This is a genomic window from Streptomyces sp. CA-210063 (assembly GCF_024612015.1).
Lineage (GTDB): Bacteria > Actinomycetota > Actinomycetes > Streptomycetales > Streptomycetaceae > Streptomyces.
This window is the reverse complement of the sequence record NZ_CP102512.1, coordinates 3,710,307-3,735,960: the sequence shown is the minus strand read 5'-3', so window position 1 is coordinate 3,735,960 and position 25,654 is coordinate 3,710,307. Positions and strand designations below refer to the sequence as shown.

At 70.9% G+C, this 25,654-nt stretch carries 22 protein-coding genes; 10 read left to right on the top strand and 12 right to left on the bottom strand.

What is annotated here, in order from left to right; genetic code table 11:
• Positions 1-16: 16 nt before the first annotated feature.
• The gene (gene hutH, locus JIX56_RS15975; RefSeq protein ID WP_443032042.1) at positions 17-1,591 is read left to right on the top strand and encodes a histidine ammonia-lyase; all 1,575 of its coding nucleotides are present in this window, start codon (positions 17-19) and stop codon (positions 1,589-1,591) included.
• A 29-nt stretch (positions 1,592-1,620) separates the two neighbouring features.
• On the opposite strand, the gene JIX56_RS15970 is transcribed toward hutH, so the two are convergent.
• A complete protein-coding gene (locus JIX56_RS15970; protein ID WP_257541276.1) occupies positions 1,621-1,938 on the bottom strand; it encodes an LPXTG cell wall anchor domain-containing protein in 318 nt (105 codons plus the stop codon).
• Positions 1,939-2,048: 110 nt separating this feature from the next.
• Between JIX56_RS15970 and JIX56_RS15965 the strand changes: the two genes are divergently transcribed.
• From JIX56_RS15965 to JIX56_RS15945, 5 genes are all read left to right on the top strand, one after another.
• On the top strand, positions 2,049-2,402 hold the full coding sequence (locus tag JIX56_RS15965) for a hypothetical protein (RefSeq protein WP_257541274.1): 354 nt from the start codon (positions 2,049-2,051) through the stop codon (positions 2,400-2,402).
• A 234-nt stretch (positions 2,403-2,636) separates the two neighbouring features.
• Positions 2,637-3,887 carry a L,D-transpeptidase gene (locus tag JIX56_RS15960; protein WP_257541272.1) on the top strand — a complete coding sequence of 417 codons (1,251 nt, stop codon included), beginning with the start codon at positions 2,637-2,639 and terminating at the stop codon, positions 3,885-3,887.
• A gap of 184 nt (positions 3,888-4,071) precedes the next feature.
• Positions 4,072-5,568 (top strand): ABC transporter permease, encoded by a 1,497-nt coding sequence (locus tag JIX56_RS15955; RefSeq protein WP_257541270.1) that lies wholly within the window; start codon positions 4,072-4,074, stop codon positions 5,566-5,568.
• A gap of 197 nt (positions 5,569-5,765) precedes the next feature.
• Positions 5,766-6,449, top strand: coding sequence for an ABC transporter ATP-binding protein (locus JIX56_RS15950; protein ID WP_257541268.1), 684 nt, complete (start codon positions 5,766-5,768; stop codon positions 6,447-6,449).
• A gap of 258 nt (positions 6,450-6,707) precedes the next feature.
• The gene (locus tag JIX56_RS15945) at positions 6,708-10,076 is read left to right on the top strand and encodes a S8 family peptidase (protein WP_257550901.1); all 3,369 of its coding nucleotides are present in this window, start codon (positions 6,708-6,710) and stop codon (positions 10,074-10,076) included.
• A 93-nt stretch (positions 10,077-10,169) separates the two neighbouring features.
• Here JIX56_RS15945 and JIX56_RS15940 read toward each other — a convergent pair whose 3' ends face one another.
• Complete coding sequence (locus JIX56_RS15940; RefSeq protein WP_257541267.1) at positions 10,170-11,108, bottom strand: helix-turn-helix domain-containing protein; 939 nt, start codon at positions 11,106-11,108, stop codon at positions 10,170-10,172.
• A 172-nt stretch (positions 11,109-11,280) separates the two neighbouring features.
• Between JIX56_RS15940 and JIX56_RS15935 the strand changes: the two genes are divergently transcribed.
• Positions 11,281-12,324 (top strand): NAD(P)-dependent alcohol dehydrogenase, encoded by a 1,044-nt coding sequence (locus tag JIX56_RS15935; RefSeq protein WP_257541265.1) that lies wholly within the window; start codon positions 11,281-11,283, stop codon positions 12,322-12,324.
• Between the two features lie 240 nt (positions 12,325-12,564).
• Here JIX56_RS15935 and JIX56_RS15930 read toward each other — a convergent pair whose 3' ends face one another.
• The 3 genes from JIX56_RS15930 to JIX56_RS15920 all read right to left on the bottom strand — a co-directional run bounded on the left by JIX56_RS15930 (position 12,565) and on the right by JIX56_RS15920 (position 15,862).
• The gene (locus tag JIX56_RS15930) at positions 12,565-13,617 is read right to left on the bottom strand and encodes a FecCD family ABC transporter permease (RefSeq protein WP_257541263.1); all 1,053 of its coding nucleotides are present in this window, start codon (positions 13,615-13,617) and stop codon (positions 12,565-12,567) included.
• Between the two features lie 89 nt (positions 13,618-13,706).
• Positions 13,707-14,684 (bottom strand): FecCD family ABC transporter permease, encoded by a 978-nt coding sequence (locus JIX56_RS15925; protein WP_257550899.1) that lies wholly within the window; start codon positions 14,682-14,684, stop codon positions 13,707-13,709.
• A gap of 113 nt (positions 14,685-14,797) precedes the next feature.
• Positions 14,798-15,862 (bottom strand): ABC transporter substrate-binding protein, encoded by a 1,065-nt coding sequence (locus JIX56_RS15920; protein WP_257541261.1) that lies wholly within the window; start codon positions 15,860-15,862, stop codon positions 14,798-14,800.
• A gap of 121 nt (positions 15,863-15,983) precedes the next feature.
• On the opposite strand from JIX56_RS15920, the gene JIX56_RS15915 reads away from it, so the two are divergent.
• A complete protein-coding gene (locus tag JIX56_RS15915; protein ID WP_257541259.1) occupies positions 15,984-16,367 on the top strand; it encodes a VOC family protein in 384 nt (127 codons plus the stop codon).
• A gap of 7 nt (positions 16,368-16,374) precedes the next feature.
• Here JIX56_RS15915 and JIX56_RS15910 read toward each other — a convergent pair whose 3' ends face one another.
• Positions 16,375-17,199, bottom strand: coding sequence for a hypothetical protein (locus JIX56_RS15910; RefSeq protein WP_257541257.1), 825 nt, complete (start codon positions 17,197-17,199; stop codon positions 16,375-16,377).
• A 171-nt stretch (positions 17,200-17,370) separates the two neighbouring features.
• Between JIX56_RS15910 and JIX56_RS15905 the strand changes: the two genes are divergently transcribed.
• The gene (locus JIX56_RS15905) at positions 17,371-18,207 is read left to right on the top strand and encodes an MBL fold metallo-hydrolase (protein WP_257541255.1); all 837 of its coding nucleotides are present in this window, start codon (positions 17,371-17,373) and stop codon (positions 18,205-18,207) included.
• A gap of 131 nt (positions 18,208-18,338) precedes the next feature.
• Here JIX56_RS15905 and msrA read toward each other — a convergent pair whose 3' ends face one another.
• The 4 genes from msrA to JIX56_RS15885 all read right to left on the bottom strand — a co-directional run bounded on the left by msrA (position 18,339) and on the right by JIX56_RS15885 (position 23,244).
• Positions 18,339-19,004: a peptide-methionine (S)-S-oxide reductase MsrA gene (gene msrA, locus JIX56_RS15900; RefSeq protein ID WP_257541253.1), complete on the bottom strand. Its 666-nt coding sequence runs from the start codon at positions 19,002-19,004 to the stop codon at positions 18,339-18,341.
• A 105-nt stretch (positions 19,005-19,109) separates the two neighbouring features.
• Entirely contained in the window at positions 19,110-20,207 is a 1,098-nt protein-coding gene (locus JIX56_RS15895; RefSeq protein WP_257541251.1) for a hypothetical protein, read from the bottom strand.
• Complete coding sequence (locus JIX56_RS15890; RefSeq protein ID WP_257541249.1) at positions 20,204-21,844, bottom strand: M48 family metallopeptidase; 1,641 nt, start codon at positions 21,842-21,844, stop codon at positions 20,204-20,206. Before JIX56_RS15890 ends, JIX56_RS15895 begins: the two co-directional genes overlap by 4 nt.
• 281 nt (positions 21,845-22,125) lie before the next feature.
• A complete protein-coding gene (locus JIX56_RS15885) occupies positions 22,126-23,244 on the bottom strand; it encodes a hypothetical protein (protein WP_257541247.1) in 1,119 nt (372 codons plus the stop codon).
• 248 nt (positions 23,245-23,492) lie between these two features.
• Between JIX56_RS15885 and JIX56_RS15880 the strand changes: the two genes are divergently transcribed.
• The gene (locus tag JIX56_RS15880; RefSeq protein ID WP_257541245.1) at positions 23,493-24,647 is read left to right on the top strand and encodes a cystathionine gamma-synthase; all 1,155 of its coding nucleotides are present in this window, start codon (positions 23,493-23,495) and stop codon (positions 24,645-24,647) included.
• 218 nt (positions 24,648-24,865) lie between these two features.
• Here JIX56_RS15880 and JIX56_RS15875 read toward each other — a convergent pair whose 3' ends face one another.
• Together JIX56_RS15875 and JIX56_RS15870 are read right to left on the bottom strand one after the other, a co-directional pair.
• Complete coding sequence (locus JIX56_RS15875; RefSeq protein WP_257541244.1) at positions 24,866-25,114, bottom strand: hypothetical protein; 249 nt, start codon at positions 25,112-25,114, stop codon at positions 24,866-24,868.
• The gene (locus JIX56_RS15870; RefSeq protein WP_257541242.1) at positions 25,111-25,599 is read right to left on the bottom strand and encodes a sigma factor-like helix-turn-helix DNA-binding protein; all 489 of its coding nucleotides are present in this window, start codon (positions 25,597-25,599) and stop codon (positions 25,111-25,113) included. Before JIX56_RS15870 ends, JIX56_RS15875 begins: the two co-directional genes overlap by 4 nt.
• Positions 25,600-25,654 lie beyond the last annotated feature (55 nt).

Here is a 25,654-nt window from a genome sequence, read left to right as displayed (position 1 = left end):
TATGGATATGCACTCTGTGGGCACGGTGGTGCTCGGGACGTCCGGGGTCACCGCGGACGACGTCCTCGCCGTGGCGCGCGCCGGCGCCCGGGTCGAGCTCTCCGACGAGGCGGTGGCGGCCCTCGCCGCGGCCCGCGAGATCGTGGACGCGCTGGCGGCCAAGCCGGACCCCGTCTACGGGGTCTCCACCGGCTTCGGCGCCCTCGCGACCCGGCACATCAGCCAGGAACTGCGCGCCCGGCTCCAGCGCAACATCGTCCGCTCGCACGCCGCCGGCATGGGACCGCGGGTGGAGCGCGAGGTCGTACGGGCGCTGATGTTCCTGCGGCTGAAGACCGTCTGCTCCGGCCGCACCGGTGTACGGCCCGAGGTCGCGCAGGCCATGGCCGACATCCTCAACGCCAAGATCACCCCCGTCGTGCACGAATACGGCTCCCTCGGCTGCTCCGGCGATCTGGCGCCGCTGTCCCACTGCGCGCTCACGCTCATGGGCGAGGGTGACGCCGAAGGTCCTGACGGTGTCGTACGGCCGGCCGGTGAGCTGCTCGCCGAGCACGGCCTCGCGCCGGTCGAGCTGCGCGAGAAGGAGGGGCTGGCCCTCCTCAACGGCACCGACGGCATGCTCGGCATGCTGGTCATGGCGCTGGCCGACCTGGAGAAGCTGTACACGTCGGCCGACATCACCGCCGCGATCTCCCTGGAGGCGCTGCTCGGCAGCGACAAGGTCCTCGCGCCCGAGCTGCACGCCATCCGCCCGCACCCCGGGCAGGCGGCCTCCGCGGCCAACATGCTCGCCGTGCTGAAGGGTTCGGGGCTCACCGGGCACCATCAGGACGACGCGCCGCGTGTGCAGGACGCGTACTCCGTGCGGTGCGCTCCGCAGGTGGCCGGGGCCGGGCGCGACACGGTCGCGCACGCGCGGCTCGTCGCCGAGCGGGAGCTGGCGGCGGCGGTCGACAACCCCGTCGTCCTGCCTGGGGGCACCTCCCGCTCGAGCGAAGCCGAGAGTGGGGGAGGGCGGGTCGAGTCCAACGGCAACTTCCATGGCGCGCCGGTCGCGTACGTCCTCGACTTCCTGGCGATCGCGGTGGCGGATCTCGCGTCGATCGCGGAGCGGCGTACGGATCGGTTGCTCGACAAGAACCGGTCGCACGGGTTGCCGCCGTTCCTCGCGGACGACGCGGGGGTGGACTCCGGGCTGATGATCGCGCAGTACACGCAGGCGGCTCTGGTGAGCGAGTTGAAGCGGCTTGCCGTGCCGGCTTCCGCGGACTCGATTCCGTCCTCCGCGATGCAGGAGGATCATGTGTCGATGGGGTGGGCGGCGGCGCGGAAGCTGCGGACGGCGGTGGACAATCTCACGCGGGTGCTGGCCGTCGAGTTGTACGCCGGGACGCGTGCCGTCGAGTTGCGTGAGGGGTTGGCGCCCGCGCCGGCGACCCGGGCGGTTGTCGATGCCGTGCGTGAGGCCGGGGTGGAGGGGGCTGGGCCCGATCGGTTTCTCGCGCCCGATCTGGCGTTGGCCGATGCGTTCGTTCGGGATGGGCGGTTGGTGGCGGCCGCGGAGTCTGTTACCGGGGCGCTTGCCTGATCAAAAAGCAGGGGTGCGGGGAACTGCGACTACGCGCCGCCCAGTGGGCCGTAGTCCTCGCGTTCGCGGCGGATCGAGTAGGCGAGGAAACCCGCGCCCAGGCCCAGCATGGCCGTGCCGCCGATGACGTAGGGCGTGGTGTTGGGGCTGCCGGTGTCGGCCAGTTCGGTGTCCTTGCCGGTCTCCACGCCGGAGGCGCTCGTGGGCGTCTGCTGTCGTATGGCCGCCTCGTCCTGGGTCGCGTTGGCGGACGGCACGAACCAGAGGACACCCAGGAGGGTGCCCGCGGCGGTGGCGGTCAGCAGCGACCGGCGGGCGGTGGACGACGCGCGACGTGCGACGGACACGGAATATCGATCCCCTTGTGGCGCTGGCGAATTGGCCGTAGGGAGCGATGCTAATGAAAGGCGCGGGTCGTGGGAAAGTCGCGTGACCTGTGAGCCGTACGCTCCGGAGCATGAGTACAACTGAGACATCGCAGTTTGTCCGGCTTCGCGTCGAATTGGTGGTGGAGGTCGAGAACGTAGAGGCCATCACCGGGGCCGCTTTGGGACGGATCGCCGCCGACGCCGATATGCCTGCCGATGAGCGGGTACACGCCGAGAGCGCCGTGGCCGAGGACACGGCGGAGGCCCTCGCCTATCTGATCGACCCGTTCGACCTGGTCGGAGAGGTGCCGGGGGTCGAACTCGCCCAGGCCTCCTGGAGCAGTGAAGGTATCGACTACGACCCCGATTCGCCGGAATGGGGTCTCGACGAGGATGATGACCGCGAGGACGAAGAGGAAGACGGGGAAGACAGGGTCGGCTGAGCGGCCGGGGAGATTGATGGCCCCGGGCGGCAACCGCCGCCCGGGGTTTTCTCGTCTCATTGGTTCGCACGAGTCACTTGTGCACCGCCGCCGGGTCGCCGTCGATCCGATGCGGGTGGAGTGGCGTATCCCACATATCCGCGATCAGTGGAACGGCCCAGTGTCGTAGTGGTGTTTAAGTGCTTACGGGGATCTTCGGGGTTTGGGGATTCGGCAACGATGGAGAAGCGTGTGATGACGAACAGTAAGCGGCGCAAGGGCCTGTCGGTCGCGTCCGCACTGCTCGGCGGGGTGCTGGTGCTCTCTGCGTGCAGCGGAGGCGACAGTGACAGCGGGTCCGGGAACGGCGGGGACTCCTCGCAGGCCAAGGTCGACGAGGCGGCAGCCGAGAAGACCTCGGAGGCCGACATCGAGATCACGCCGAAGGACGGCTCCGACAACGCCTCCATCAACAACTCGGCCAAGGTCACCGTGAGCAAGGGCACGCTCACGGAGGTGACGATGACCACCGCGGAGGGCACCGCCGTCGAGGGCGAGATATCCGCCGACAAGAAGAGCTGGGCGCCCAGCGTGCAGCTGGAGCGGTCCACCAGCTACAAGATCACCGCCGCCGCTCAGGACTCCGAGGGGCGCGAGGCCCACGAGAACGCGGCGTTCACCACGGTCTCGCCCGCCAACAGCTTCATCGGCAACTTCACGCCGGAGGACGGCTCCACCGTCGGCGTCGGCATGCCGGTCTCGATCAACTTCGACAAGGCGATCACCAACAAGGCCGCCGTCCAGAAGGGGATCACCGTCTCCAGCACCTCCGGCCAGGAGGTCGTCGGGCACTGGTTCAACGCCAACCGCATCGACTTCCGCCCCGAGGACTACTGGCAGGAGGGCTCCACCGTCACCCTGAAGCTCGCGCTCGACGGGGTCGAGGGCGCCGAGGGTGTCTACGGTGTGCAGCAGAAGACGGTGACCTTCAAGATCGGCCGCAACCAGGTCTCGATCGTCGACGCCAAGACCAAGACGATGAAGGTCACGCAGGACGGCAAGGTCGTCAAGACCATCCCGATCTCCGCCGGTTCGCCCGAGAACAAGACGTACCAGGGCGTCATGGTGATGTCGGAGAAGTTCAAGGAGACGCGCATGAACGGCGCGACCGTGGGCTTCACCGACGACGACGGCAAGGGTGAGTACGACATCAAGGACGTGCCGCACGCCATCCGTCTCACCACCTCCGGGACGTTCCTCCACGGCAACTACTGGGGTGCCGACTCGATCTTCGGCAACGTCAACACCAGCCACGGCTGTGTCGGTCTGAACGACACCAAGGGTGCGAACGACCCCAACACCGAGGCCGCCTGGTTCTACAACAACTCGATCATCGGTGACGTCGTGGACATCAGGAACACCGGCGACAAGACGGTCGCCCCTGACAACGGCCTCAACGGCTGGAACCTGAGCTGGGCCGACTGGACGGCCGGCTCGGAGGCCTGATCCGCCGTGGTCTGATCCGCCGTGGTCTGATCCGCCGTCAGTTGGAGAACACCGATGTGACGCCGATGCCGTCCCCAAGGCTCTTGGGGACGGCATCGGTGTTTCCGGGGCTCCGCACAGGGTTCTCATCCGCCTCTTATCAAGGGCTTATCCCTTCATCACACGGCGTACCTAGCTTTCGGCCATGTTCTTCACCTACCTGAGGCGCGAACTGCGCCGCCGCAGAAAGGCGGCGCTCGTCGTCGCCTCCGGTCTCGCCCTGGGCATCGCGCTGGTGATCGTGGTCAGTTCCGTGTCGTCGGGCATGGAGAAGGCACAGGGAAAGGTGCTCGAATCCCTGTACGGCCTGGGCACGGACATGACCGTCACCAAGGCCGCCGCCGCGCCCGGCGAGAACGGCGGCGACCGCCCGCGGTTCGAGTTCGACGCCCAGGACAACGACTCCGACGAGGAGCAGAGCAGCGACCTCGTCCGGGTCCAGGGCTTCCAGACTCTCGCGAGCTCGACCGTCGCCAAGGTCGGTGAGCAGGACGGCGTTTCACAGGCCGTCGGCGGTCTCAGCCTCCAAGTCATCAAAGTGAACGGGCAGTTCCGGCAGGGGCAGTTCCAGCAGGAGGAAGGGGCCGACGGCCGGCAGCAGGGCGCGCCCGGCGGTCAGAACGGCGGGACCGGGCAGCCCGAGGGCCGTGTCGAGGGCGGCGGCGCCGAGTTCGACGTCGACAACTACTCCGTCTACGGCACGGATGTCACCCAGCCCGCCCTCGGCCCGCTGACCTCCTCGAAGATCACCAGCGGTCGTACCTTCAAGACGTCCGAGACGGACGCCGAGGTGGTCGTCGCGGACGCGTCGTACGCCAAGGAGAAGGAGCTGAAGGTCGGTGACAGCGTCACCGTCAACAGCGTCAAGTACAAGGTCATCGGGATCGCGACGCCCGACAGCGGGGATGCGGCGGCCAACCTCTACATGCCGCTGAAGCAGGCGCAGACGCTCAGCGACTCCAAGGACAAGGTCACCACGATCTACGTCAAGGCGAGCGACTCGCAGCGGATCGACAGCGTCAAGGCGGCCATCCAGAAGAACATCGACGGGACGACCGTCACGACCTCCGCCGACCTCGCCGAGACGGTCTCCGGGTCTCTCTCCACGGCCTCCGACCTCGCCTCCAACGTCGGCAAGTGGCTGTCGATCGCGGTGCTCGTCGCCGCGTTCCTGGTGGCCGGGCTGCTCACCTCTTCGGCCGTGTCCCGCCGGGTACGGGAGTTCGGCACGCTCAAGGCGCTCGGCTGGAAGTCCGGGCGGGTGACCCGGCAGGTCGTCGGTGAGGCCGTCGTCAACGGGCTTGTGGGGGGTGCGCTCGGTATCGCGCTGGGGCTCGGTGGGGCGTACCTCGTGACGGCGATCAGTCCTTCGCTGCAGGCGGAGATCGGTGCGGCCGGGGGTGGGTTCGGTGGTGGGCCGGGTGGTGGTGGTCCCGGTGGCTTCCCCGGTGGGGGCGGGGCCGGTGGCGGGCAGCAGGTGGCCTCGGATGCGCTGGAAGTGGCTCTCACGGCGCCTGTCAGTGTCAGCACGATCGCCGTCGCGGTGGGGCTTGCTGTCGCGGGTGGGCTGATCGCGGGGGCGTTCGGTGGGTGGCGGGCGTCCCGGCTGCGGCCGGCTGATGCGTTGCGGCGCGTGGAGTAGCCCTGCCGTGTCAGGCACCCGGGGCTGGGGCTGGGCGGGGGTGGGTCGCGCTTACCGGCGCCGGCAGGGTGCCGCCTGCGCCCACCCTCCTCCATCGCCCCAGCGGCACGACTGCCCGCAACCAGGGCAGGCCTGTCATGGCCGCTGCCCGCAGCTGAGTCCTTCATCAACGTCCTTACATCTCCCAGGAGTTGCACATGTACGTACTCGCCGGCGTGACCAAGCGCTACTCGCGTGGCAAGGACACCGTCACCGCGCTCGACGGGGTCGATCTCACCATCGCCGATGGTGACCGGCTGGTCATTCAGGGGCCGACCGGTGGGGGGAAGTCGACGTTGCTTCAGATGCTCGGGGGGCTGGACAAGCCGTCGGACGGGAGCATCGAGCTCGACGGTACGGATCTGGCGAAGTTGTCGGAGGCGAAGCTCACGACGGTGCGGAGCGAGAACATCGGGTTCGTGTTCCAGAGCTTCAATCTGATCCCGACGCTCACCGCTCAGGAGAACGTCGAGACGGCTCTCGTACCCCTCGGGGTGAAGGCGAAGGAGCGGCGGGAACGGGCCGCGGAGGCGTTGGAGTCGGTCGGGCTGGGGGAGCGGCTGGGGCATCTGCCGGCCGAGCTGTCGGGTGGTCAGCAGCAGCGTGTCGCCATCGCCCGGGCCCTGGTGAAGCGGCCGAAGGTGCTGCTCGCGGACGAGCCGACCGGCAACCTCGACGAGTCGATGCGCGACGAGATCATGGAGGTCCTGGAGACGCTGTGGAAGGAGCACGGGCTCACTTTCATCATGGTCACCCATGACTCGACGCTGGCGAAGAAGGCCCCTCGGGTCGCGACGATCCGCAAGGGGCGCATCACGGTGAAGGAGAACGCCGGGGCGTGAGGCGGCCCATGGTGGGGGCCGGCGTGGGGCGCCCATGGCATGGGGCGTGTGGGAGTGGAATCCGGGGCGCGTGTGGGTCGCGCGTCGCCCCGGGTTCGCCGCTTTGCGCCAGTCGCGAGGTATGTGGCCTGAGTTGACCCCCGGTCATACTGCGTAGACCGGGGGAATTGACGCGTATGTGTGCGGAAGGTCCCCCGGCCGGATCAAGGGGGGAACTTGCGCAGACACGTGAGAAGTGCGTGCACGGCCACCATCGCCATGGTGTCCGCCCTGGCACTGACGGCCGGACCGACCAGCCCGGCGTCCGCGATATCCGACCGCGCGACCGGCATGACCGGCGCGACCGGCGCGACCGGCATGACCGTGGCGGATTTCAACGCCGTGGCGGACCTCAAGGCCGGTGGCGCCGCCGGCACCAGGGCGAGCCATCGCATCACCCTCGTCACCGGCGACCGGGTCCTCGTCGACGCCGAAGGCCGGGTCCTCGGCCTGGAGCGGGCGAAGGGCCGGGAGGGCGTCCCGGTCCAGCTCCGCGAGGCCGACGGCCACACGTATGTCATACCCGCCGACGCGGCCCGGCTCCTCTCCACCGGAAGGGTCGACAAGCGGCTCTTCGACGTCACCGTGCTGAACCGGTCGGTGACCCGCACCTCCCAGAAGCAGGGCCTGAAGCTGATCGTCGGCTACTCGGGCACCGCCGCCGACGCCAAGGCCGACGTACGGGACGCGGGCGACACCAAGGTCCGCCGCACCCTTCGGACGCTGAACGCCGACGCGGTCCTCACCCCCAGGGACGACGCCGCCGAGCTGTGGAAGGCGGTGACCGACGCCGACGGCACCACCGCCACCGGGGTCGCGCACCTCTGGCTGGACGGCGTCCGCAAGGTCAGCCTCGACCGGTCCGTCCGGCGGATCGGCGCCCCGAAGGCATGGAAGGCCGGCTACGACGGCAAGGGCGTCACCATCGCCGTACTGGACACGGGGATCGACGCCACCCACCCGGATCTCAAGGGCCAGGTGACGGCCGACAAGAACTTCTCCACCTCGCCCGACACCACGGACAAGTTCGGCCACGGCACGCACGTCGCCTCCATCGCGGCGGGCACCGGGGCGCGGTCCAAGGGCAAGTACAAGGGCGTCGCGCCCGGCGCCGAGCTGCTCAACGCCAAGGTGCTGAGCGACGAGGGCTACGGCGACGACTCCGGGATCATCGCCGGCATGGAGTGGGCCGCCGAGCAGGGCGCCGACGTGGTCAACCTCAGCCTCGGCGGCCCCGACACCCCCGAGACCGACCCGATGGAGGCGGAGATCGACAAGCTCTCCGCCGAGAAGGGCATCCTCTTCGCGGTCGCCGCCGGCAACGAGGGCGAAGGGGGCGAGCGGACGGTCGGCTCACCGGGCAGCGCGGCCGCCGCGCTCACCGTCGGCGCGGTCGACGACAAGGACAAGCTCGCCTCGTTCTCCAGCCGGGGCCCCGGCCTCGACGGCCGGATCAAGCCCGACGTGACCGCGCCCGGTGTCGCCATCACCGCCGCCGCGGCCCCGGGCAGCGTCATCGAGCAGGAGGTCGGCCAGAAGCCCGAGGGCTACCTGACCATCTCCGGTACGTCGATGGCGACCCCGCATGTCGCGGGCGCCGCCGCCCTCCTCAAGCAACAGCACCCGGACTGGACGTACGCCGAACTGAAGGCCGCCCTCGTCGCGTCCGCCAAGGGCGGCACGTACACGCCGTTCGAGCAGGGTGCGGGCCGTATCCGGGTCGACAAGGCCGTCGAGCAGACCGTCGTCGCCGACCCGGTCTCGGTCGACTTCGGGGTCCAGGCGTGGCCGCACACCGACGACAAGCCGGTGTCCAGGAAACTCACCTACCGGAACCTCGGCACCAAGGCCGTCACCCTCGACCTCGCGGTGACCGCCACCGCCCCGAACGGCAAGCCCGCCCCGGCCGGCTTCTTCAAGCTCGCCGCCAAGAAGGTCACCGTCCCGGCGGGCGGCGAGGCCACGGTGAAGGTGATCGTCGACACCCGGCTCGGCGGCGGCCTCCATGGCGCCTACACCGCGTACGTGACCGCCACCGGCGGCGGCCAGAGCGTACGCACGGCGGCGGCCGTGCAGCGCGAGGTGGAGTCGTACGACGTCACGCTCAGGATGGTCGACGGGGACGGCAAGCCGGCCGTGAACCACATGCTCGACCTGACCGGTGTCTCCGGGCTCGCCGAGGGTGAATGGTTCACGCCGTACGACAAGGACGGCACGGTCGAGCTGCGGGTGCCGGAGGGGAACTACATCTTCAACGCCGGGATCGTCGTGGACCCGAAGGACTACGGCAAGGGTGCGGCCTGGCTGGCCCGGCCGACGCTCACCGTCGACCGGAAGATCTCCCTCACGCTGGACGCCCGCAAGACGAAACCCGTGGACATCACCGTGCCCGACTCCGGCCTCCCCGGCGTCCAATCGGCTTTCGCCGCACCGGACTTCACTCTCCGGACAGGCGGGAACAGCTACACCTTCGGCTGGCTGCTCGACACCTACGAAGGGTTCCGTACCGCCCACCTCGGCCCCCGGATCACCGGCGGCAGGCTCAGCCAGAGCTGGGCGGGCCAGTGGACCAAGGGCGACACCGCGCAGTACGCCGTCGCCACCGGAAGCAAGGTCGAGAAGCTCGCCACGGGCTACACCAAGCGCTGGAAGAAGGGCGAACTGGCCGCCGTGAAGACCGGTCTCGGCGCCTCCGCCGCCGGCAAGAAGGGGGCTGTCGTCCCCTGGGCCTGGCTCCCCGGCAGCTCCGGCTCACCCGCCGTCGGCGTCCCGCTGCCGCTGCCCGGCACCCGCACGCTGTACCTGTCCGCCACGGACGGGGTGAAGTGGACCCTCGACTTCGAGCAGTACGGCGGGGAGGACGCACAGGGGTTCCCGGTCCTGGACGCGTACTACACCATCGGCGACAGCCGGACCTTCAAGGCGGGCAAGACGTACGAACAGACCTTCAACGTCGGTGTCTTCGGCCCGAAGATCGCCGGGTTCCACGGCATCCGGCGTGACGGAAACCACCTCTACGGCCTGCTGCCGTTGTTCGCCGACGGGCAGGGGCACGCCGGGTCGTCCTTCTACGAGAAGGTCACGACCACCCTGTACCGCAACGGCAAGAAGTTCGCCTCGGGCGAGGACGCGCTGGACGGATCGGGCCAGTTCAAGGTCCCGGCGGGCCTCGCCACGTACCGGCTGACGACCTCCGTCTCGCGGTCCGCCGACCTGGCCACGGCCTCCTCCCGGATCGACGCGAGCTGGACCTTCACGTCGCGGAAGACCACGAGCGACACGAAATTGCCGGTCTCCACGGTCCGCTTCGGCGCCCCGTTCCTGGGCCTCGACAGCACGGCTCCGGCCGGAAAGAAGGCCGGCGTCTCTGTCACCGTGCAGGGTGCGGCCGCCGGCAAGAACCTCAAGTCGCTCGCGGTGTACGTATCGGACGACGGCAAGAAGTGGACCAAGGTCGCCGTCAAGAACGGCGAGTTCACCCACAGGACTCCGGCGGCGGGGAAGAGCGTGTCGCTGCGCGCCGAGGTGACCGACAAGAAGGGGAACGAGTCGAGGGTGACGATCCACGACGCGTATACCGGCAGGTGAGACACGCGTCTCGTTCCGGTGGGCGGTGCCGTGGCATCCGGCTACGGCGCCGCCCACCGGTGCTCGGTCATGGCGGCGCCCACCGGTCCTCGGCTACGGCGTCGTCGCCGGGGCCCGGGTCGCGTCCGTGCCCCAGCTGGCCAGCAGGCGGAGGGCGTCGGCCGAGGGGGAGCCCGGTTCGGCGTGGTAGGTGATCAGGGTCTGCTCGTGGTCGTCGGGGAGGTGGAACGTCTCGAAGGAGAGAGTGAGATCACCGACCAGGGGGTGGCGCATGCGCTTCACCCCGTGGCTCTTCTCCTTCACGTCGTGCGTCGCCCACAGCCGCCGGAACTCCTCGCTCTTCACCGACAACTCGCCCACCAGCGCCGACAGCAGCGGATCGTCCGGATGGCAGCCCGCGTCCATCCGCAGATAGCTGACCATGTCGGCCGCCTTCTGATCCCAGTCGACGTACAGATCACGGTAGTCGGGCCGCAGGAACACCATCCGCGCCCAGTTCCGCTCCTGCGCGGGCAGCGCCGACCAGTCGCCGAAGACCGCCGCCGCCATCCGGTTCCAGACGAGGATGTCCGAACGCCGGCCCGTGACGTACGCGGGAATGCCGTCCAGCGTGTCGACCAGCTGCCGCAGCGCACCGCGTACCTGCTGCGGACGGGCCGACCGCTTCTTCTTGTGCGCCTTCGGCTTGGCGAGGTGCGTGAGGTGCGCGTGCTCGGCGTCGTTCAGCTGAAGGGCGCGCGCGATGGCGTCGAGCACCTCCGCCGACACATTGCGCCCGTTGCCCTGCTCCAGCCGCGTGTAGTACGCCACCGACACACCCGCGAGCTGGGCCAGCTCCTCCCGGCGCAGCCCGGGCACCCGCCGGTGCCGCCCGAAGGCCGGCAGCCCCACGTCCTCCGGCTTCAGCCGGGCCCGCCGGGAGCGCAGGAACTCGCTGAGCTCGGCACGCCGGTCCAGGGCGCCGACGCCACCGGCGGCTCCCGTGGCCCCGTCGGCTCGCGGTTCCTGTACTGCTTCGGGCTGTTCGTCCATACGGGTAAGTATTCACGGTCGTACGTCTGCGAGCCTGACCCCGCCAGTGGTAGGACCAGCGGACGTACGCAAAGCCGTGACCTGGGTGACGTGAGGGATCTGGGGCAGGCTGGTATCCGCAGCCGGCCGGAAGGCAGGCCGGGTGCGGGACGACGATCAGGAGAATCCCGGCATGACCACCTCTGTTGCCGCCTACGCGGCACCCGCCGCCAAGGCTCCGCTGGAGCGCACCACCATCGAGCGCCGCGAAGTCGGTGAGTTCGACGTTCTGATCGACATCAAGTACGCCGGTATCTGTCACTCGGACATCCACCAGGCCCGCGAGGGCTGGGGCGAGGCGATCTTCCCGATGGTCCCGGGCCACGAGATCGCCGGTGTCGTCGAGGCCGTCGGCTCCGGCGTCACCAAGTTCGCCGTCGGCGACAAGGTCGGTGTCGGCTGCATGGTCGACTCCTGCCGCGAGTGCGAGAACTGCCAGGCGGGCCTGGAGCAGTACTGCCTCAAGGGCAACGTCGGCACGTACAACGCCGTCGGCAAGGACGGCGAGCCGACCTACGGCGGCTACTCGGAGAAGATCGTCGTCGACGAGGCCTTCACCGTGCGCATCCCCGACGGCATCTCCCTCGACGAGGCCGCGCCCCTGCTGTGCGCCGGCATCACCCTGTACTCCCCGCTCAAGCACTGGAACGCCGGCCCCGGCAAGAAGGTCGCCGTCGTCGGTCTCGGCGGCCTCGGCCACATGGGCGTCAAGATCGCGCACGCGCTCGGTGCCGAGGTGACCGTGCTGTCGCAGTCCCTCCGCAAGAGGGACGACGGGCTGAAGCTGGGCGCCGACCACTACTACGCGACCAGCGACGAGGCCACCTTCAAGGAGCTCGCCGGCACGTTCGACCTCATCGTGTCGACGGTCTCGGCTCCGCTGAGCCTCGACGCGTACCTGTCCCTGCTGAAGACCGACGGCGCCTTCGTGAACGTCGGCGCGCCCGAGGAGCCCGTCGCCCTCAACCTCTTCTCGGTCATCATGGGCCGCAAGACCCTCGCGGGTTCCGGTATCGGCGGCATCCAGGAGACCCAGGAAATGCTCGACTTCTGCGCCGAGCACGGCCTCGGCGCCGAGATCGAGCTGATCCGCGCGGACCAGATCAACGAGGCGTACGAGCGGGTGCTGGCGAGCGACGTCCGCTACCGGTTCGTGATCGACACGGCCACGATCTGACGACCGGGGGCTTTCTTCGCCCCCGCCGCCCCTACCCGTCCCATCCCCCAGGGGCGCTGCCCCTTCGACCCCGAGGGGTTCGTTGTCGGGTGCGGGTGGGTGGGGGCTTGTCGCGCAGTTCCCCGCGCCCCTGAAGGGGCGCGGGGAACTGCGCGAGCAACCACGACGGACCCGCGGTTGGGGGGCGAAGGGGCGCAGCCCCTGGGGATGGGAATGGGAAGGGGCGGCGGGGGCGAGGAGTCAGCCGGTGCGCCCGCCCCGCGCCCGGCCCAGCAGCCACAGCAAGTACGGCCCCCCGACCAGCGACGTCAGTGCCCCCACCGGGATCTCCAGTGGGGGCACCAGCGTGCGGGCCACGAGGTCGGCGGTGACGATGACGACCGCCCCGGTCAAGGCCGAGGAGATCAGCGGCAGTTGGGTCGTACGGGTGAGGCGCCGCGCCAACTGCGGGCTGGTCAGCGCCACGAACCCGATCGGCCCGCCCGCCCCCGTGGCGACGGCGGCGAGCACCACCCCCAGCGCCGTGAGCACCAACTGCACCCGATGCACCCGTACACCGAGCGCCGCAGCCGTGTCGGGGTCCAGCCCCAGCGGCTTCTGCACCCGGCCCGCCCAGACGAGCGCGGGCAGGGCGAGCAGAAGCACCACACCGAGCGGACCCGCCTGCTCCCACCCCCGCCCGTTCAGACTCCCGGTCAGCCACAGCTTGACCTGCTCGGCGGCGGCCAGCTCGCTCTCGGTCAGATAGAGCTGCACGACCGCTGACAGCGCGACCCCGATGCCCACCCCGGTCAGCACGAACCGGCTCGGCTGCATCCCGTGCCGCCAGGCCAGCACATACACGAGCGCGGCGGCCACCAGCCCGCCCGCCACGGAGACCGCCGGCAGCGCGGCGGGCGAGGCCGCCATCCCCATGGACAGCGCCAGCACCGTCGCCGCCGCGGCCCCGTGCCCGACGCCGATCACATCCGGGCTCGCCAGCGGATTCCGCGTCACGGTCTGCACGAGCGCCCCCGACACCCCGAGCGCCGCCCCCACCAACGCCCCGAGAGCGATCCGTGGCACCCGCAACTCCCCGACGATGAGCGCGTACGGCCCCGACCGGCCCCCCGACACCACCTCCCACACCTCCCCGGGCGACACGAACGTCTGCCCGACACACGCCGACAGCAGCATCAGCGCGGCGAGGAGGGGAAGCAGAAGCGCGGCGACCACGGCTGAGCGGCGATGGAGGAGAACCGAGTGGTTCCGGCCACGGAGGGCGGAGAGGCCGGCGGAGTGCGGATAGGACATGGTGGGGCGGCGGGCGGAGTGGGGGACAGGCCCGGCCTCAGAACCCCGCCCCGCACCCACCCCCGACGGTGTCCGTGTCCCTGCCCTCATCACCCGCTCACCCTCCTCCGCCGTACGAGCACCACCAGCACCGGCACCCCGACCAGCGCGGTCATCACGCCGGCCGGTATCTCCGCCGGGGCCCGCACCACCCGGCCCGCGACGTCGGCGGCGAGGAGGAGCGCGGCGCCGAGGAGGGCCGAGAGGGGGAGGGTCCAGCGGTGGCCGCCGGAGACGAGGCGGCGGGCGAGGTGAGGAACGGCGAGGCCGACGAAGGCGATGGGACCCGCGGCGGCGACGGCGGCCGCGGTCAGCAGGGTCGCGCCGAGCGCCGCGGCGGCCCGTACGAGAGGCACCCGGTGCCCCAGCGCGCGGGCCGTGTCGTCGCCGAGGGCGAGCGCGTCCAGCCCTCGGGCGCACAGGAACACCAGCACCGCGCCCACCGCCAGGAACGGCAGCATCCGCCCGACCGTCCCCGCGTCCCGCCCGCTGAGCGCCCCCACCTGCCAGAACCGGAACTGGTCCAGCGTCGCCGAACTCGACGTCAGCACCACGGTGTTGGCCCCCGCCGTCATCGCCCCGAACGCCGTCCCCGCCAGCGCCAGCTTCACCGGCGAGGCCCCGCCCCGCCCACGCGCCGCGATCGCGTACACCACGCACGCGGCGACGACGGCACCGCCGAACGCGTACCAGACGTACCCCGCGAAGCCGTGTCCGAGCCCGAGGGCGATGGCGAGGACGACACCCGCCGCCGCGCCCTGGCTCAGGCCGAGGATGCCCGGGTCGGCGAGCGGGTTGCGGGTGACCGCCTGCAACGCCGCGCCCGACAGCCCGAGCGCGGCCCCCGCCGCCAGTCCGACGGCGGTACGAGGGACCCGGAGCGACCGTACGACCAGGGCGTCCGGCGCATCCCCGCCGTGCAGGAGGGCATCGACGACGGTCGCCAACGGCACCGGACGCGTCCCCACGGCGAGGCTGAGGGCGACTGCGGTCCCGGTGAGGAGCAGAGCGAGGATCAGCAGGCCGATACGGACCCCGCCACCCCGCCGGCCGACGGACTTCACATCGGCCTCGGCCGCTTTCACCGCCTCTGCCCGGGCGCCCTTCGAAGCCTCGGCCGCCGCCCCCGCGCTCGTACCGCTCACCTGCCGATGTTCTCGGCGAGCTGCTCGATGACGAGGCGGGCGGCGGTCGGGCCGGCGTTGAGGTACCAGGGGTCGTCGTCGACCTCGACGGCGTGTCCTGCCTCGACGGCCTTCATCGACTTCCACAGGGGCCCGGCGAGCACGCTCGCGGCGTCGGTCTCGGCGGGGTCGCCCTGCACGGAGTAGAAGATCCAGTCGCCGTCGGCGGTGTCGACGCTCTCCGCGCCGATGTCCTCCGAGATGGCGTTGAACCGCTGCGACTTCGGCCGGCCGAGCCCCATGTCGACGGCGAGGGAGCCGGTGAAGGAGGAGACGCCGAACATCCGCGTACGGTCCGGGGTGAACCGCACCATCGAGACCTCGGTGCCCTCGCCGAGGCCCGCGCCCTTCTCCTCCGCCTCGCCGACGATGTCGTCGAGGAGCTGCCGCGCCTGCTGCCCCTTGCCGACGGCGTCGCCGACGAGCAGCAGGTCGCGCTTCCAGTTGACACCGTTGCCGGCGGTGATGACGGTGGGTGCGATCTTCGACAGCTTGGGGTAGAGGTCACCGAGCGAGTCGTTGGCGAGGATCAGGTCGGGCTCTGCCGTGGCCAGCGACTCCAGGTTGGGCGCCTGCCGCGTACCGGCGTCCGTCAGGTCCGCGAGCTTCGACTTCTCCTTGGGGAAGGCGTCCGCGAGGTAGTCCGGCACGAGCCCCGCGTTGTCGCCGCGCGTGGCGGCCGTGGGGACGAGGCCCAGCGACAGCAGGTCGTCCAGCTGCCCGGTGCTGAGCACCGCGATCCGCTGCGGCTCGCTCTTGATCTCGGTCGTGCCCTGGAAGTGCGTGACGCTCCGCGGGAACGCCCCGTCCGTGTCCTCGTCCGAGCCCATCCCCTCCGCAAGCTCGCTCGGCGCGGCGGACGGCCCCGCCGAGGCGCCCAGGACCGGGCTGCGCGACCCGTCGGAGGAGCCGCCGCTCTCCGCCGTACCGCCGCCGGAGGAACACCCGGCGACGAGCCCACCGACCACGACCACGGCCAGCACGGCCTTCGAACCCCACGTACGCACCGCTACTCCGATCATTTGCTTAGGTAAGGCTTACCTTAACCTTCGTTTCGGTGGGGGGACGTTCGGGGCCCGAGTAGCGTGGAAAAACACACGGACGTACGGGGAAACGACACGGACGTACGGGGAGGAGATCGCGATGTCCGTCGCGCTGAACCACACGATCGTCGCCGCTCACGACAAGCAGAGCTCGGCCCGGTTCCTGGCCGACATCCTGGGGCTGGAGGTGAGCCCGCCGTTCGGCCCGTTCATCCCCGTCGAGATCCCCAACGGGGTGACCCTCGACTACATGGACTCGCCCGACCCCATCACGCCCCAGCACTACGCCTTCCTGGTCACGGAGGACGAGTTCGACGAGATCTTCGCCCGCATCAAGCAGGCCGGCCTCACCTACTGGGCCGACCCCTTCCACCGTCGGACCATGGAGATCAACACCAACGACGGCGGCCGCGGCACGTACTTCGACGACCCGAACGGCCACAACCTGGAGATCATCACCAGGCCGTACGGGAGCGGGGCCTGAGCGCGCGCTACAGCTGGGGCCGGACCCTGGTCACACGCTCCGGGTCCCCGCTCAGCAGGTCGTCGTGGCTGATCGCGAAGTCGCCGTTGGGGAGGGTGCCGTCGAAGTGCCACCCGATGACCGTGCCGGGGAGGTAGTCGCGCAGACCGTGACGCATGGCGGGGTCGTACGCGACCGGCGCGCCCCAGTCGGCCGGGGCCTCGTCGCTGCCGAGGATCACCCAATGATCCACGGGGACGGGGGAGTCGAGGTCGGGCACGCCCCCGGTGTGGCAGTCGAGCGCGGGCAGGGTGAGCAGTTCGGGGTCGAGCGGCGGGTACCACATGAGCAGCGGTTTCGCCTGCGCCGCCTGCGCGTTGTCGAAGCAGCAGACGGCGATGGCGTGGCCGGGGTAGCGCTCGGCGTAGAACGTGAACAACTCCGGGTCGAGCGCGGGCCGTTGGCGCTCCGGCACCTCGGTGAGCGCCGCCGGTACGGCGCGCGGATCCCGGGCGAGGACGACGGTGTACACATCGTGCTCGAACACCTCGACGGCCGGCGGGGGGTCCCCTCCCATCCAGTCCATCGAGTCCTGGACCACCCCCGCGGACACCGGTCGTACGGCGTCCACCATCCGCTTCAGCAGATCGGAACTCCGCCCCACGGAAAGGAAGTGGCGACGGCTCATGCGCTGTGCCGGCAGGTGCAGCAGCATGGCGTTCGGGCCGTCGGCGAGGTTCGTTGCGGTGTTCTGGTAGCCGAGGACATGGATCAGCCCGTGGTCGGCGTGGTGCAGCCGCCCGCAGTACAGGGTCGTGCCGGAGAACTCGGCGGGAGCGAGGGAAACGCACATGCCGAGACGTTATCCCTCGGGTCGTGGGCCCGGGGCAGGGGGCTCGGGGCACGCGCTCGGGCCATGGGCTGCCCGGATGCGGGGCCGCCGGTACGGCCGGACGATGGAGGAGGGAGAGACAGGCGGCCGCGGCACGATCACCACCCGGGGGGCTTCAGAGATGTGATCGACATGCCCCTTCAAAAGGTCCGACCGGGCACGGTCCACAGGCTTCGCCCGGACATCAGCGTGCTGGCCGACAGCCTGGAGGTCCCCGGGATCGGACACATCCCGGTCAACGCCTTCGTCCTGCTGGCCGACCAGCCGGTCGTGGTCGACAGCGGCCTGGGCCTGCCCGACCGGAACTTCCTCGAGACGCTCGGCACGGTGCTGGACCCGGCGGACGTGCGCTGGATCTGGCTCACCCACCCCGACCGCGACCACACGGGCGGCATCTTCGACCTGCTGGCGGCGGCACCCGACGCGCGCGTCGTGACGACCTTCATCGGCGCGGGGATCCTGTCCTGCGAACGCCCACTGCCCCTCGACCGCTGCTATCTCCTCAACCCCGGCGAGACGATGGACATAGGCGACCGCACCCTCACCGGCTTCCGCCCGCCCCTGTTCGACAACCCCGCCACCGTCGGTTTCTTCGACGACCACTCCGGCGTCTGCTTCAGCTCCGACTGCTTCGGCGCACCCCTTCCCACGGCCGAACTCGCCCAGGCCGACGACGTCCGCGACGTCGCCATCGAGGACCTGCGCACCGCCCAGCTCCTCTGGGCCACGGTGGACAGCCCCTGGGTGAAGACGGTCGACATGGAGAAGTACCTGGCGACCTTCCAGCCCCTGAAGGACCGCAAGCCCGACCTGGTCCTCTCCACCCACCTCCCCCCGGCCGCCGGCATCAGCGGCTCCCTCCTGGACACCCTCACCTTCGCCCCGGACGCCCCACCTTTCATGGGGCCGGACCAGGAGGCGCTGGAACAGCTGCTGGCGGGGTTCGAGCCGGAGGGAGGCGGGCGCTGAAGCCGGTTCGCCCTCCGACGAAGCGGGGATGTGCACGACACATGTGGGCGAAGCGGGGATGTGCACGACACATGTGGGTCGCGGCGCAGCCGAGCGGGCAGGAGTGCCGTTCCGAGGCCCGCCCGGTGATGTCAGCCTTCGGCCTTGGCCACGCCGATCGGGCAGGACACCCCCGTGCCGCCGATGCCGCAGTAACCCGCCGGGTTCTTGTCCAGGTACTGCTGGTGGTAGCCCTCGGCGGGGTAGAAGGTGCGGCCCTCCGCCGGGAGGATCTCCGTGGTGATCTCGCCGTGGCCGGCGTCGGTGAGCACCTTCTGGTAGGCCTCGCGGGAGCCTTCGGCGGTCGCGGCCTGGGCCGGGGTGTGGGTGTAGACGGCGGAGCGGTACTGGGTGCCGACGTCGTTGCCCTGGCGGAAGCCCTGCGTGGGGTTGTGGGACTCCCAGAAGACCTGGAGGAGTCGCTCGTAGGAGATGAGGGCGGGGTCGTACACGACGCGGACGGCCTCGGTGTGGCCGGTCAGGCCGGAGCAGACCTCTTCGTAGGTGGGGTTCTCCGTGAAGCCGCCCTGGTAGCCGACGAGGGTGGTCCACACACCCGCCGGGAGCTGCCAGAACTTCCGCTCGGCGCCCCAGAAGCAGCCCAGGCCGAAGTCGGCGGTCTCCAGGTGCTCGGGGTAGGGGCCGAGGAGCGGGGTGCCGAGCACGGTGTGGCGGTCGGGCACGGTGAAGGGCAGCTCGGCGCGGCCACGCAGAGCCTGCTCGGGGGTGGGCAGCTGGGGCGTGCGGCCGAAGAGCATGGGGACTCCTACTGCTGTGGGTGCTTGGGGCGCCCGAAACGAGTGGGCGGTACCTGGAGAACGTTCCAGGTACCGCCCAACATTCCGTAGGGCGACCCCGCCGGCTCAGTCTGTCGGGGACGCCGCCGCCACCGCCTGTGCCGACGAGTTCCGGATACGGCAGTAGAACGCCGCCATCGCTTCGCCGTCGCCCTGATAGCGCCACGGCAGGGCGTCGACGTACCCGTCGACCAGCTTGAACTGTTCCAGCGCGGCGTCGTCGCGGTCCTGGAGGGAGAGGTAGTACGCGAGGAGGTGCCGCAGCTCGGGGAGGCGCGGGTGGGTCGGATCGGCCGCGGCGGCGTCGGCGAGACCGGCGTCCACGCGGCCGATCATCCTCGGCGTACGGTCGACGCTGTTGTCGTCCGACGTGTCGTGCTCGAAGTGCGCGATGAGCGGCAGGACCGTGAGCAGGCTGCCCAGCGGTGCCTGCGCCGCCGCGCGCTCGGCGAACTCCGTCGCCAGCTTCTCCGAGCCCCGCCATTTCGCACACCAGTACTGCAACGCCGAGAAGTGGGCCTCGTAGTGGTGCGGGTCCCGGGCGGTGATCTCCGCCCACAGCCGGTCCATCTCGGAGTGCGGATAGCCGAGCCCGAGCGCGACCCAGATCTCGGTGATGTACGGCGTGGGGTCGTCGGGGTTGAGTGCCGCCGCCCGGCCGATCTCCTCGCGGGAACGTTCCAGCATGCGGTGGAAGCCCCCGAACTGCTCACCGGTCGTGTGCTTCGCCAGCTTCGCCCCGCGCAGGTCCCAGGCCAGGATCACCGTGCTGCGGGCCCGGACGACGGCCGCGTCCGGGTCGTCGGGCCGGTCCGACTCCCAGGCGAGCAGCCAGTCGTCCTCCTTGGCCGCGATCTCGGCCAGCAGATACGCGGCCGAGGAGCGACGCTCCCAGTCCCGGCCGGTGTCCTGCATCAGCTTGGCGGCCGCCTTCCAGTCGCCGCCGCGCACGGCGGCGAGCGCCGACTCCAGGCCGGCCGGGAGCGGGCCCGCGAGCTGGGTGTTCTGCCGTTCCGCGGGCAGCAGCCCCATCGCCTCGGCGATGTCCGTGCCTTCATCGGCGCTGGGGGAGAAGAACTCCTTGAGGAAGACCCAGGCCATCCAGAGGCCGAAGAGCAGCGTCGGCACCGCCAGGACGGCCAGTATCCACAGCAGTACGGTCATCGCGGTGCGTCCGTTTCTCGGGCGGCGGGTCCTTGGGGAGCGGGCAGCAGCGCGCGCAGCGGCCCGGTGTCGGGGTGGTCGGCGACCGCCGCGTCGATCGCGGCGCCGAGGTCGGTCTCCGAGCCGTCCGGCGCGGGCGGCAGCCGCACCGAGGCCGGCTCCGACCAGGAGAACTCCCAGCGCAGCCGGGAGCGGGCGCTCAGCTCGGCCAGCACCATGCCCTGCAGCGCGTCCGCCAGCGCGGGCCGGACGAACTCGCGGAAGGCCCGGCCCTGCGCCTCGGCCGCCCGGTCCGACAGCGGCAGCCGCCGCGCCAGCTGCCACAGCTGACCGTCGTCGATCACCTTGAGCAGCGCGGGCAGGGACGGGTGGTCCTTGGTGTACATCGCCAGCGCCCGGTGCAGCGCGGTGTCGAGGCCGGCGAAGTTCGCGGCCATCGCACCGTCGAGCAGCTCCTGCCAGTCGCCGGTGCGCCGGAACCGCAGCACGTCCTCGTTGAGGACCGCGTCCTCCAACGCCTCCAGGGTCCGGTCCGGGTCGGCCAGCAGTCCGATCGCCGCGCCCTTGGCCTCGTCCGCCCGGCCGTCGGCGGGCAGCTCCTCGATGCGCCGGACCCGGTCGGCGATGGGCGGATGCGAGTCGTACGGCGACGAGGGCACGGTGGGCAACTCGGTGCGCAGGCCGATCAGTTCGAGCTGGCGGGCGGAGAGCATCCGACCGTAGCCGCCGAAGAACTCACCGCGCGGCGGCAACAGCCGCGCCTCGGCGCCGAGCGTGGCGTAGCTGTTCATGTAGAAGCCGAACGCGGCGTCCAGCGCCGGTATCTCGCGCAGCGCGGACGAGGTCGCCTCCCGCCCGGCGATCCGGGCGGCCGCCGCGTCGGCGGCGTACTCCTGGCGGCGCGATCCGGAGAGCGTGGCGCGGATGTACAGCTTGGCGTAGCCGATGTAGATCTTCGCCATCACGCGGTACGTGATGCCCGCGTGCCCGGTGTCGATCTCCTTGGTCTCCTTGCCCTTGGCCGCGGCCTTGGCGTTCTTCTTCTCCTGCCGCGCCCGCTCGCGCCCGGCGGTCCTGTCGGCCCGCTCCTCGAAGTGCCGGATGGTGCGCAGCACCTGCGCCCGGCCGCGCACGGTGATCGCGGCGAGCCGGGTGTCGGCGTTCGAGTAGTGGCCCAGCTCATGGGCGAGAACCGCGCGCAACTGCGCCTCGGTCAGGCCCTGCAGCAGCGGTACGCCGAGGTAGAGGCGGCGCGGGCCGGCCAGCAGGCCGAGCAGCCGGGCGTCCTCGCTGACGGCGGCGTTGACGTCGGCCGTCAGGACGATCCGGGACGGCGCCCGGGTGCCGACCTCGTCGGCCAGCTCCCGTACGGTCCGCCACAGTTCGGGCTCGTCGGCCTCCGTCACCGGCAGGCCCGGCAGTTCCTCGCCCTTCGGCGTCCGCAGCATGAACAGACCGCGGACCAGCGGGATCGCCAGCAGTACGGAGACCACGTACAGCTTGGCCGCCAGGCTGGTCGGGGCGTGCAGGTGGAGCAGGTAGTCGGCGCCGGCGAGCGCCGCGAGCAGGATCACGCCGAGCAGATAGAAGCCGGCGAGCAGCACGAGGGCGCGCAGTGCGCGCAGGGTCGCGCCCATTGGGCAGAGTTCCCCCCACGGGAAAGATCGCGAACGATCATTTAAGCGGTGAAATTGGGCGGTCTGGGACGTGTCCATGACCAAAAGGTGTGAGAGGCGGAGTATTTCTCACGGGTGTGGGGGGTTGCAAGGGCTTACCGGGGGACTGGGTCGCCCAATGGGGTGGGGGCATGGGTGGGTGTGGCGGCTGCCGGTCCGTGGTGGCTGCCGGTCCGTGGTGGCTTGTCGCGCCCCGCGGCGGAGCCGCATATGTCACGGCCCCGCGCCCCTTACCGGGCGCTTCAGTGCAGCAGCGTCGCCGGGTTTCCCCCGTTCGCCTCATAACCCGCCACCGCCAACGCCCGGTATATCGCGTAGTCCGCGGCCGGGTCGGAGGTGAGGGTCCAGGGGAGGGCGCCTACGTGGCCGTCGACGTGGACGAGCTGGTTCATGGCCTCGGACCAGCGCTCGGCACGGACCAGGAAGAAGATCAGCAGGTGGCGGACATGGGCCAGCATCGGGTCGTCGGGACGTGCCGCGTGCACCGCGAAGAGGGCGCCGTGGATCGCCTTGGTGACGACCTCGCTCTCGTAGAAGCCCTGCACCAGGTTCACCTCGGGCAGGTGCTCGAACACCGCGAAGAGCGGCATGGCCGCGAGGAGCGAGCCCTGCGGGGCGCGGGCCGCGGCCGCCTCGGCGAAGGACGACGCCAGGTCCCGCGAGCCGTGCCACTTCTCGCACCAGTAGTGCAGGGCCGCGAGATGCGCGCCCATGTGCGCCGGGGCCCGGTCCAGGATCTTCAGCCAGAGCTGCTCGAACTCCTCGCGGGAGTACGCCAGCCCGCGTGCCACCGACAGCTCGATGACGTACGGGATCGGGTCACCGGGGGCCAGCAGCGCCGCGTCGCCGCACGCCGACCTGGCCTCCTCCATGATGATCCGGAAGTCGTCCGTGCCCGGCGTCGACGTCCGCCACGCCTGCTGCACCAGGAACTCGGCGTGCACCGCCGCGCCGCCCGGGTCCTTGGGCGCCTCCGCGCGCCACACCCGCAGCCACTGCCCGCCCGGCGTCTCGCCCACCCCGCCGGGCCGCTGCGCCAGCTCCAGCGCCGCCGCGCCCGCGAACGCCTGCACCCGCTGCCACCGGACCTCGCCGTCCGCGTCCGTACCGGCCAGCAGCTGCTTCGCCGCCCGGTAGTCCTGCGAGCGCTGCACCACGTCCAGCACGTCCAGCAGATCCTGGTCCGGCCCCGGCATCCGTACGTCCAGCAGCTCCTGCCGCACGAACCCGTAGTTCGCCGGGTCCGCCGCGTCCGGATGCCCTGCCTCCACCTGCTGAATACCGGCCCGCCGACGCGCCACGATCGGCCACACCACGAACCCGACCATGAGCATCGCCATCAGGACCCAGAGAATCTCCATGCCACAAGGGTTCCAGACGCCGCCGACAATTGCCCAACCCGGTGGAGGCCCTGTGGACAACTCCGGGGACTGCAGCGCCGAAAGGGGCGCGGGGCTGTATCGATATGAGGCTCCGCCGCGTGGGCGCGACCAGCCACAGCCAACCCGCAGCCGCCCCCTCACAGATCCCCCCGAGCCGTAAGGCGCCCCGGCACTCGGTGGAGCCACAAGGCGCCCGGCACGCCCCGAACCGCTTACGCTCGACAACCATGAGCGACACGCACACCAGCCAACACTTCGAGACCCTCGCCATCCACGCGGGCAACACCGCGGATCCCCTCACCGGGGCTGTCGTCCCGCCGATCTACCAGGTCTCGACCTACAAGCAGGACGGCGTAGGAGGCCTGCGCGGCGGCTACGAGTACAGCCGCAGCGCCAACCCCACCCGCACCGCGCTGGAGGAGAACCTCGCCGCCCTGGAGGGCGGCCGCCGAGGCCTCGCGTTCGCGTCCGGGCTGGCCGCCGAGGACTGCCTGCTGCGTACGCTGCTCAGCCCCGGCGACCACGTGGTCATCCCCAACGACGCGTACGGCGGCACGTTCCGCCTCTTCGCGAAGGTCGTCTCCCGGTGGGGCGTGGACTGGTCCGTCGCCGACACCAGCGACCCCACGGCCGTCCGGGCCGCCATCACCCCCAAGACGAAGGTCGTCTGGGTGGAGACCCCCTCCAATCCACTGCTCGGCATCACCGACATCGCGGCCGTCGCCCAGGTCGCCCGTGAGGCCGGCGCGAAGCTGGTCGTCGACAACACCTTCGCCACCCCCTACCTCCAGCAGCCGCTCGCGCTCGGCGCGGACGTCGTCGTGCACTCGCTCACCAAGTACATGGGCGGTCACTCGGACGTCGTCGGCGGCGCCCTGATCGTCGGCGACCAGGACCTGGGCGAGGAGCTGGCGTACCACCAGAACGCGATGGGCGCGGTCGCCGGGCCGTTCGACGCCTGGCTGGTGCTGCGCGGCACCAAGACGCTCGCCGTCCGCATGGACCGGCACAGCGAGAACGCCACCAAGGTCGCCGACATGCTCACCCGGCACGCGCGCGTGTCCCGCGTCCTCTACCCGGGCCTGCCCGAGCACCCCGGGCACGAGGTCGCCGCCAAGCAGATGAAGGCGTTCGGCGGGATGGTGTCGTTCCAGGTCACCGGCGGCGAAGAAGCGGCGGTCGGGGTCTGCGACCGCGCCAAGGTGTTCACCCTCGGCGAGTCGCTGGGCGGCGTCGAGTCCCTGATCGAGCACCCGGGACGTATGACGCACGCCTCCGCGGCCGGCTCCGCCCTGGAGGTCCCCGCCGACCTCGTACGCCTCTCCGTGGGCATCGAGAACGTGGACGACCTCCTGGAGGACCTCCAGCAGGCCCTGGGCTAAAGCGGCGCCGGGGAAGTGGAGACACGCCCCCACGCCGCCCGGCACGCACTCTCGCCGCACCGGCCAAAGGCCCAAGTAGCTCCTCCCCCACTCTCGGCTTCGCTCGAGTGGGAGGTGCCCCCATCGAGGCCCTTCGTCCGGCACGCCGAGAGCACGCACCGAACGACGCGGGAACGCACCTCCACTTCCCCGGCGCCGCTAGGCCCTTGCCCGGGCGCTCACCAAACCGTCAGCGGTGGGGTCGTCTGCGACGGCGGCTCCACCCAGGGGCGGGCCGTCAGGGCCCACACGAAGAACGCGACCACGGCGGCCAGCAGCACCAGCCACATCAGATGCCGGGCCGCCGTCCGGCGCCGCAGCATGCGCCCGCCGCGCCGCACCGCGGCCGCGCACAGGTCGGGCGGCACCTGGGGCGGCGTCCGGTCCAGGATCCGCCGTACGGCCGCCTCGCGCTCCCGCAGACTCATGACGGCGCCACCTCCGCCACCCTGCGGGCGGCCTCGCGCGGGGGATGCAGGACGGTCGCCATCGCGCGCAGACAGATCGCCCGTACACGTTCGACGGGCAGCCCGAGGAGCGCCGCCGTCTGTTCCTCGGCGACGCCCTCGTAGAGCCTGAGGACGAGGATCAGCCGCTCCTGGGGGCTGAGCATGCCCAGGACGCCGCCGGGCGCGGGGCGGAAGAGGCCGTGGTGGTGCCAGGCCCCGCGCGCGAAACGGAGGGCCAGCTGCTGACGGGCCCGGTCGTAGGGGTCCTCGCCGCGCAGCCGGTCCCAGGTCGCGTACGTGTGGGCGAGGGCATGGGTCAGCAGCCGCCGCGCGCGCGGGTTGTCGTTCGGCGGTTCCGCCGTGAGCAGGGTGGCGGTCTGCGACAGCCGCCCCGCCGCACCCGCGACGAACGCCTCGAACTCCCGGGCCCGGCGGGCTCCTTGGGCCACACGCCGTTCTCGCACCGCGCCTCCCGCCTGAGGCCGACCCTGAGGAAACGGGACCCGGTCGCGTACGGAC

Excerpts from the sequence above, each read along its gene's own strand:
- JIX56_RS15945 (WP_257550901.1), top strand. The coding sequence starts at position 6,708 with ATGGTGTCCGCCCTGGCACTGACGGCCGGACCGACCAGCCCGGCGTCC.
- JIX56_RS15905 (WP_257541255.1), top strand. The coding sequence starts at position 17,371 with ATGCCCCTTCAAAAGGTCCGACCGGGCACGGTCCACAGGCTTCGCCCG.
- JIX56_RS15910 (WP_257541257.1), bottom strand. The coding sequence starts at position 17,199 with ATGTGCGTTTCCCTCGCTCCCGCCGAGTTCTCCGGCACGACCCTGTAC.
- JIX56_RS15890 (WP_257541249.1), bottom strand. The coding sequence starts at position 21,844 with ATGGGCGCGACCCTGCGCGCACTGCGCGCCCTCGTGCTGCTCGCCGGC.
- JIX56_RS15930 (WP_257541263.1), bottom strand. The coding sequence starts at position 13,617 with ATGTCCTATCCGCACTCCGCCGGCCTCTCCGCCCTCCGTGGCCGGAAC.
- JIX56_RS15960 (WP_257541272.1), top strand. The coding sequence starts at position 2,637 with ATGACGAACAGTAAGCGGCGCAAGGGCCTGTCGGTCGCGTCCGCACTG.
- JIX56_RS15915 (WP_257541259.1), top strand. The coding sequence starts at position 15,984 with ATGTCCGTCGCGCTGAACCACACGATCGTCGCCGCTCACGACAAGCAG.
- JIX56_RS15885 (WP_257541247.1), bottom strand. The coding sequence starts at position 23,244 with ATGGAGATTCTCTGGGTCCTGATGGCGATGCTCATGGTCGGGTTCGTG.
- JIX56_RS15895 (WP_257541251.1), bottom strand. The coding sequence starts at position 20,207 with ATGACCGTACTGCTGTGGATACTGGCCGTCCTGGCGGTGCCGACGCTG.
- JIX56_RS15955 (WP_257541270.1), top strand. The coding sequence starts at position 4,072 with ATGTTCTTCACCTACCTGAGGCGCGAACTGCGCCGCCGCAGAAAGGCG.
- JIX56_RS15935 (WP_257541265.1), top strand. The coding sequence starts at position 11,281 with ATGACCACCTCTGTTGCCGCCTACGCGGCACCCGCCGCCAAGGCTCCG.
- JIX56_RS15965 (WP_257541274.1), top strand. The coding sequence starts at position 2,049 with ATGAGTACAACTGAGACATCGCAGTTTGTCCGGCTTCGCGTCGAATTG.
- JIX56_RS15950 (WP_257541268.1), top strand. The coding sequence starts at position 5,766 with ATGTACGTACTCGCCGGCGTGACCAAGCGCTACTCGCGTGGCAAGGAC.
- JIX56_RS15940 (WP_257541267.1), bottom strand. The coding sequence starts at position 11,108 with ATGGACGAACAGCCCGAAGCAGTACAGGAACCGCGAGCCGACGGGGCC.
- JIX56_RS15920 (WP_257541261.1), bottom strand. The coding sequence starts at position 15,862 with ATGATCGGAGTAGCGGTGCGTACGTGGGGTTCGAAGGCCGTGCTGGCC.
- msrA (WP_257541253.1), bottom strand. The coding sequence starts at position 19,004 with ATGCTCTTCGGCCGCACGCCCCAGCTGCCCACCCCCGAGCAGGCTCTG.
- JIX56_RS15880 (WP_257541245.1), top strand. The coding sequence starts at position 23,493 with ATGAGCGACACGCACACCAGCCAACACTTCGAGACCCTCGCCATCCAC.
- JIX56_RS15875 (WP_257541244.1), bottom strand. The coding sequence starts at position 25,114 with ATGAGTCTGCGGGAGCGCGAGGCGGCCGTACGGCGGATCCTGGACCGG.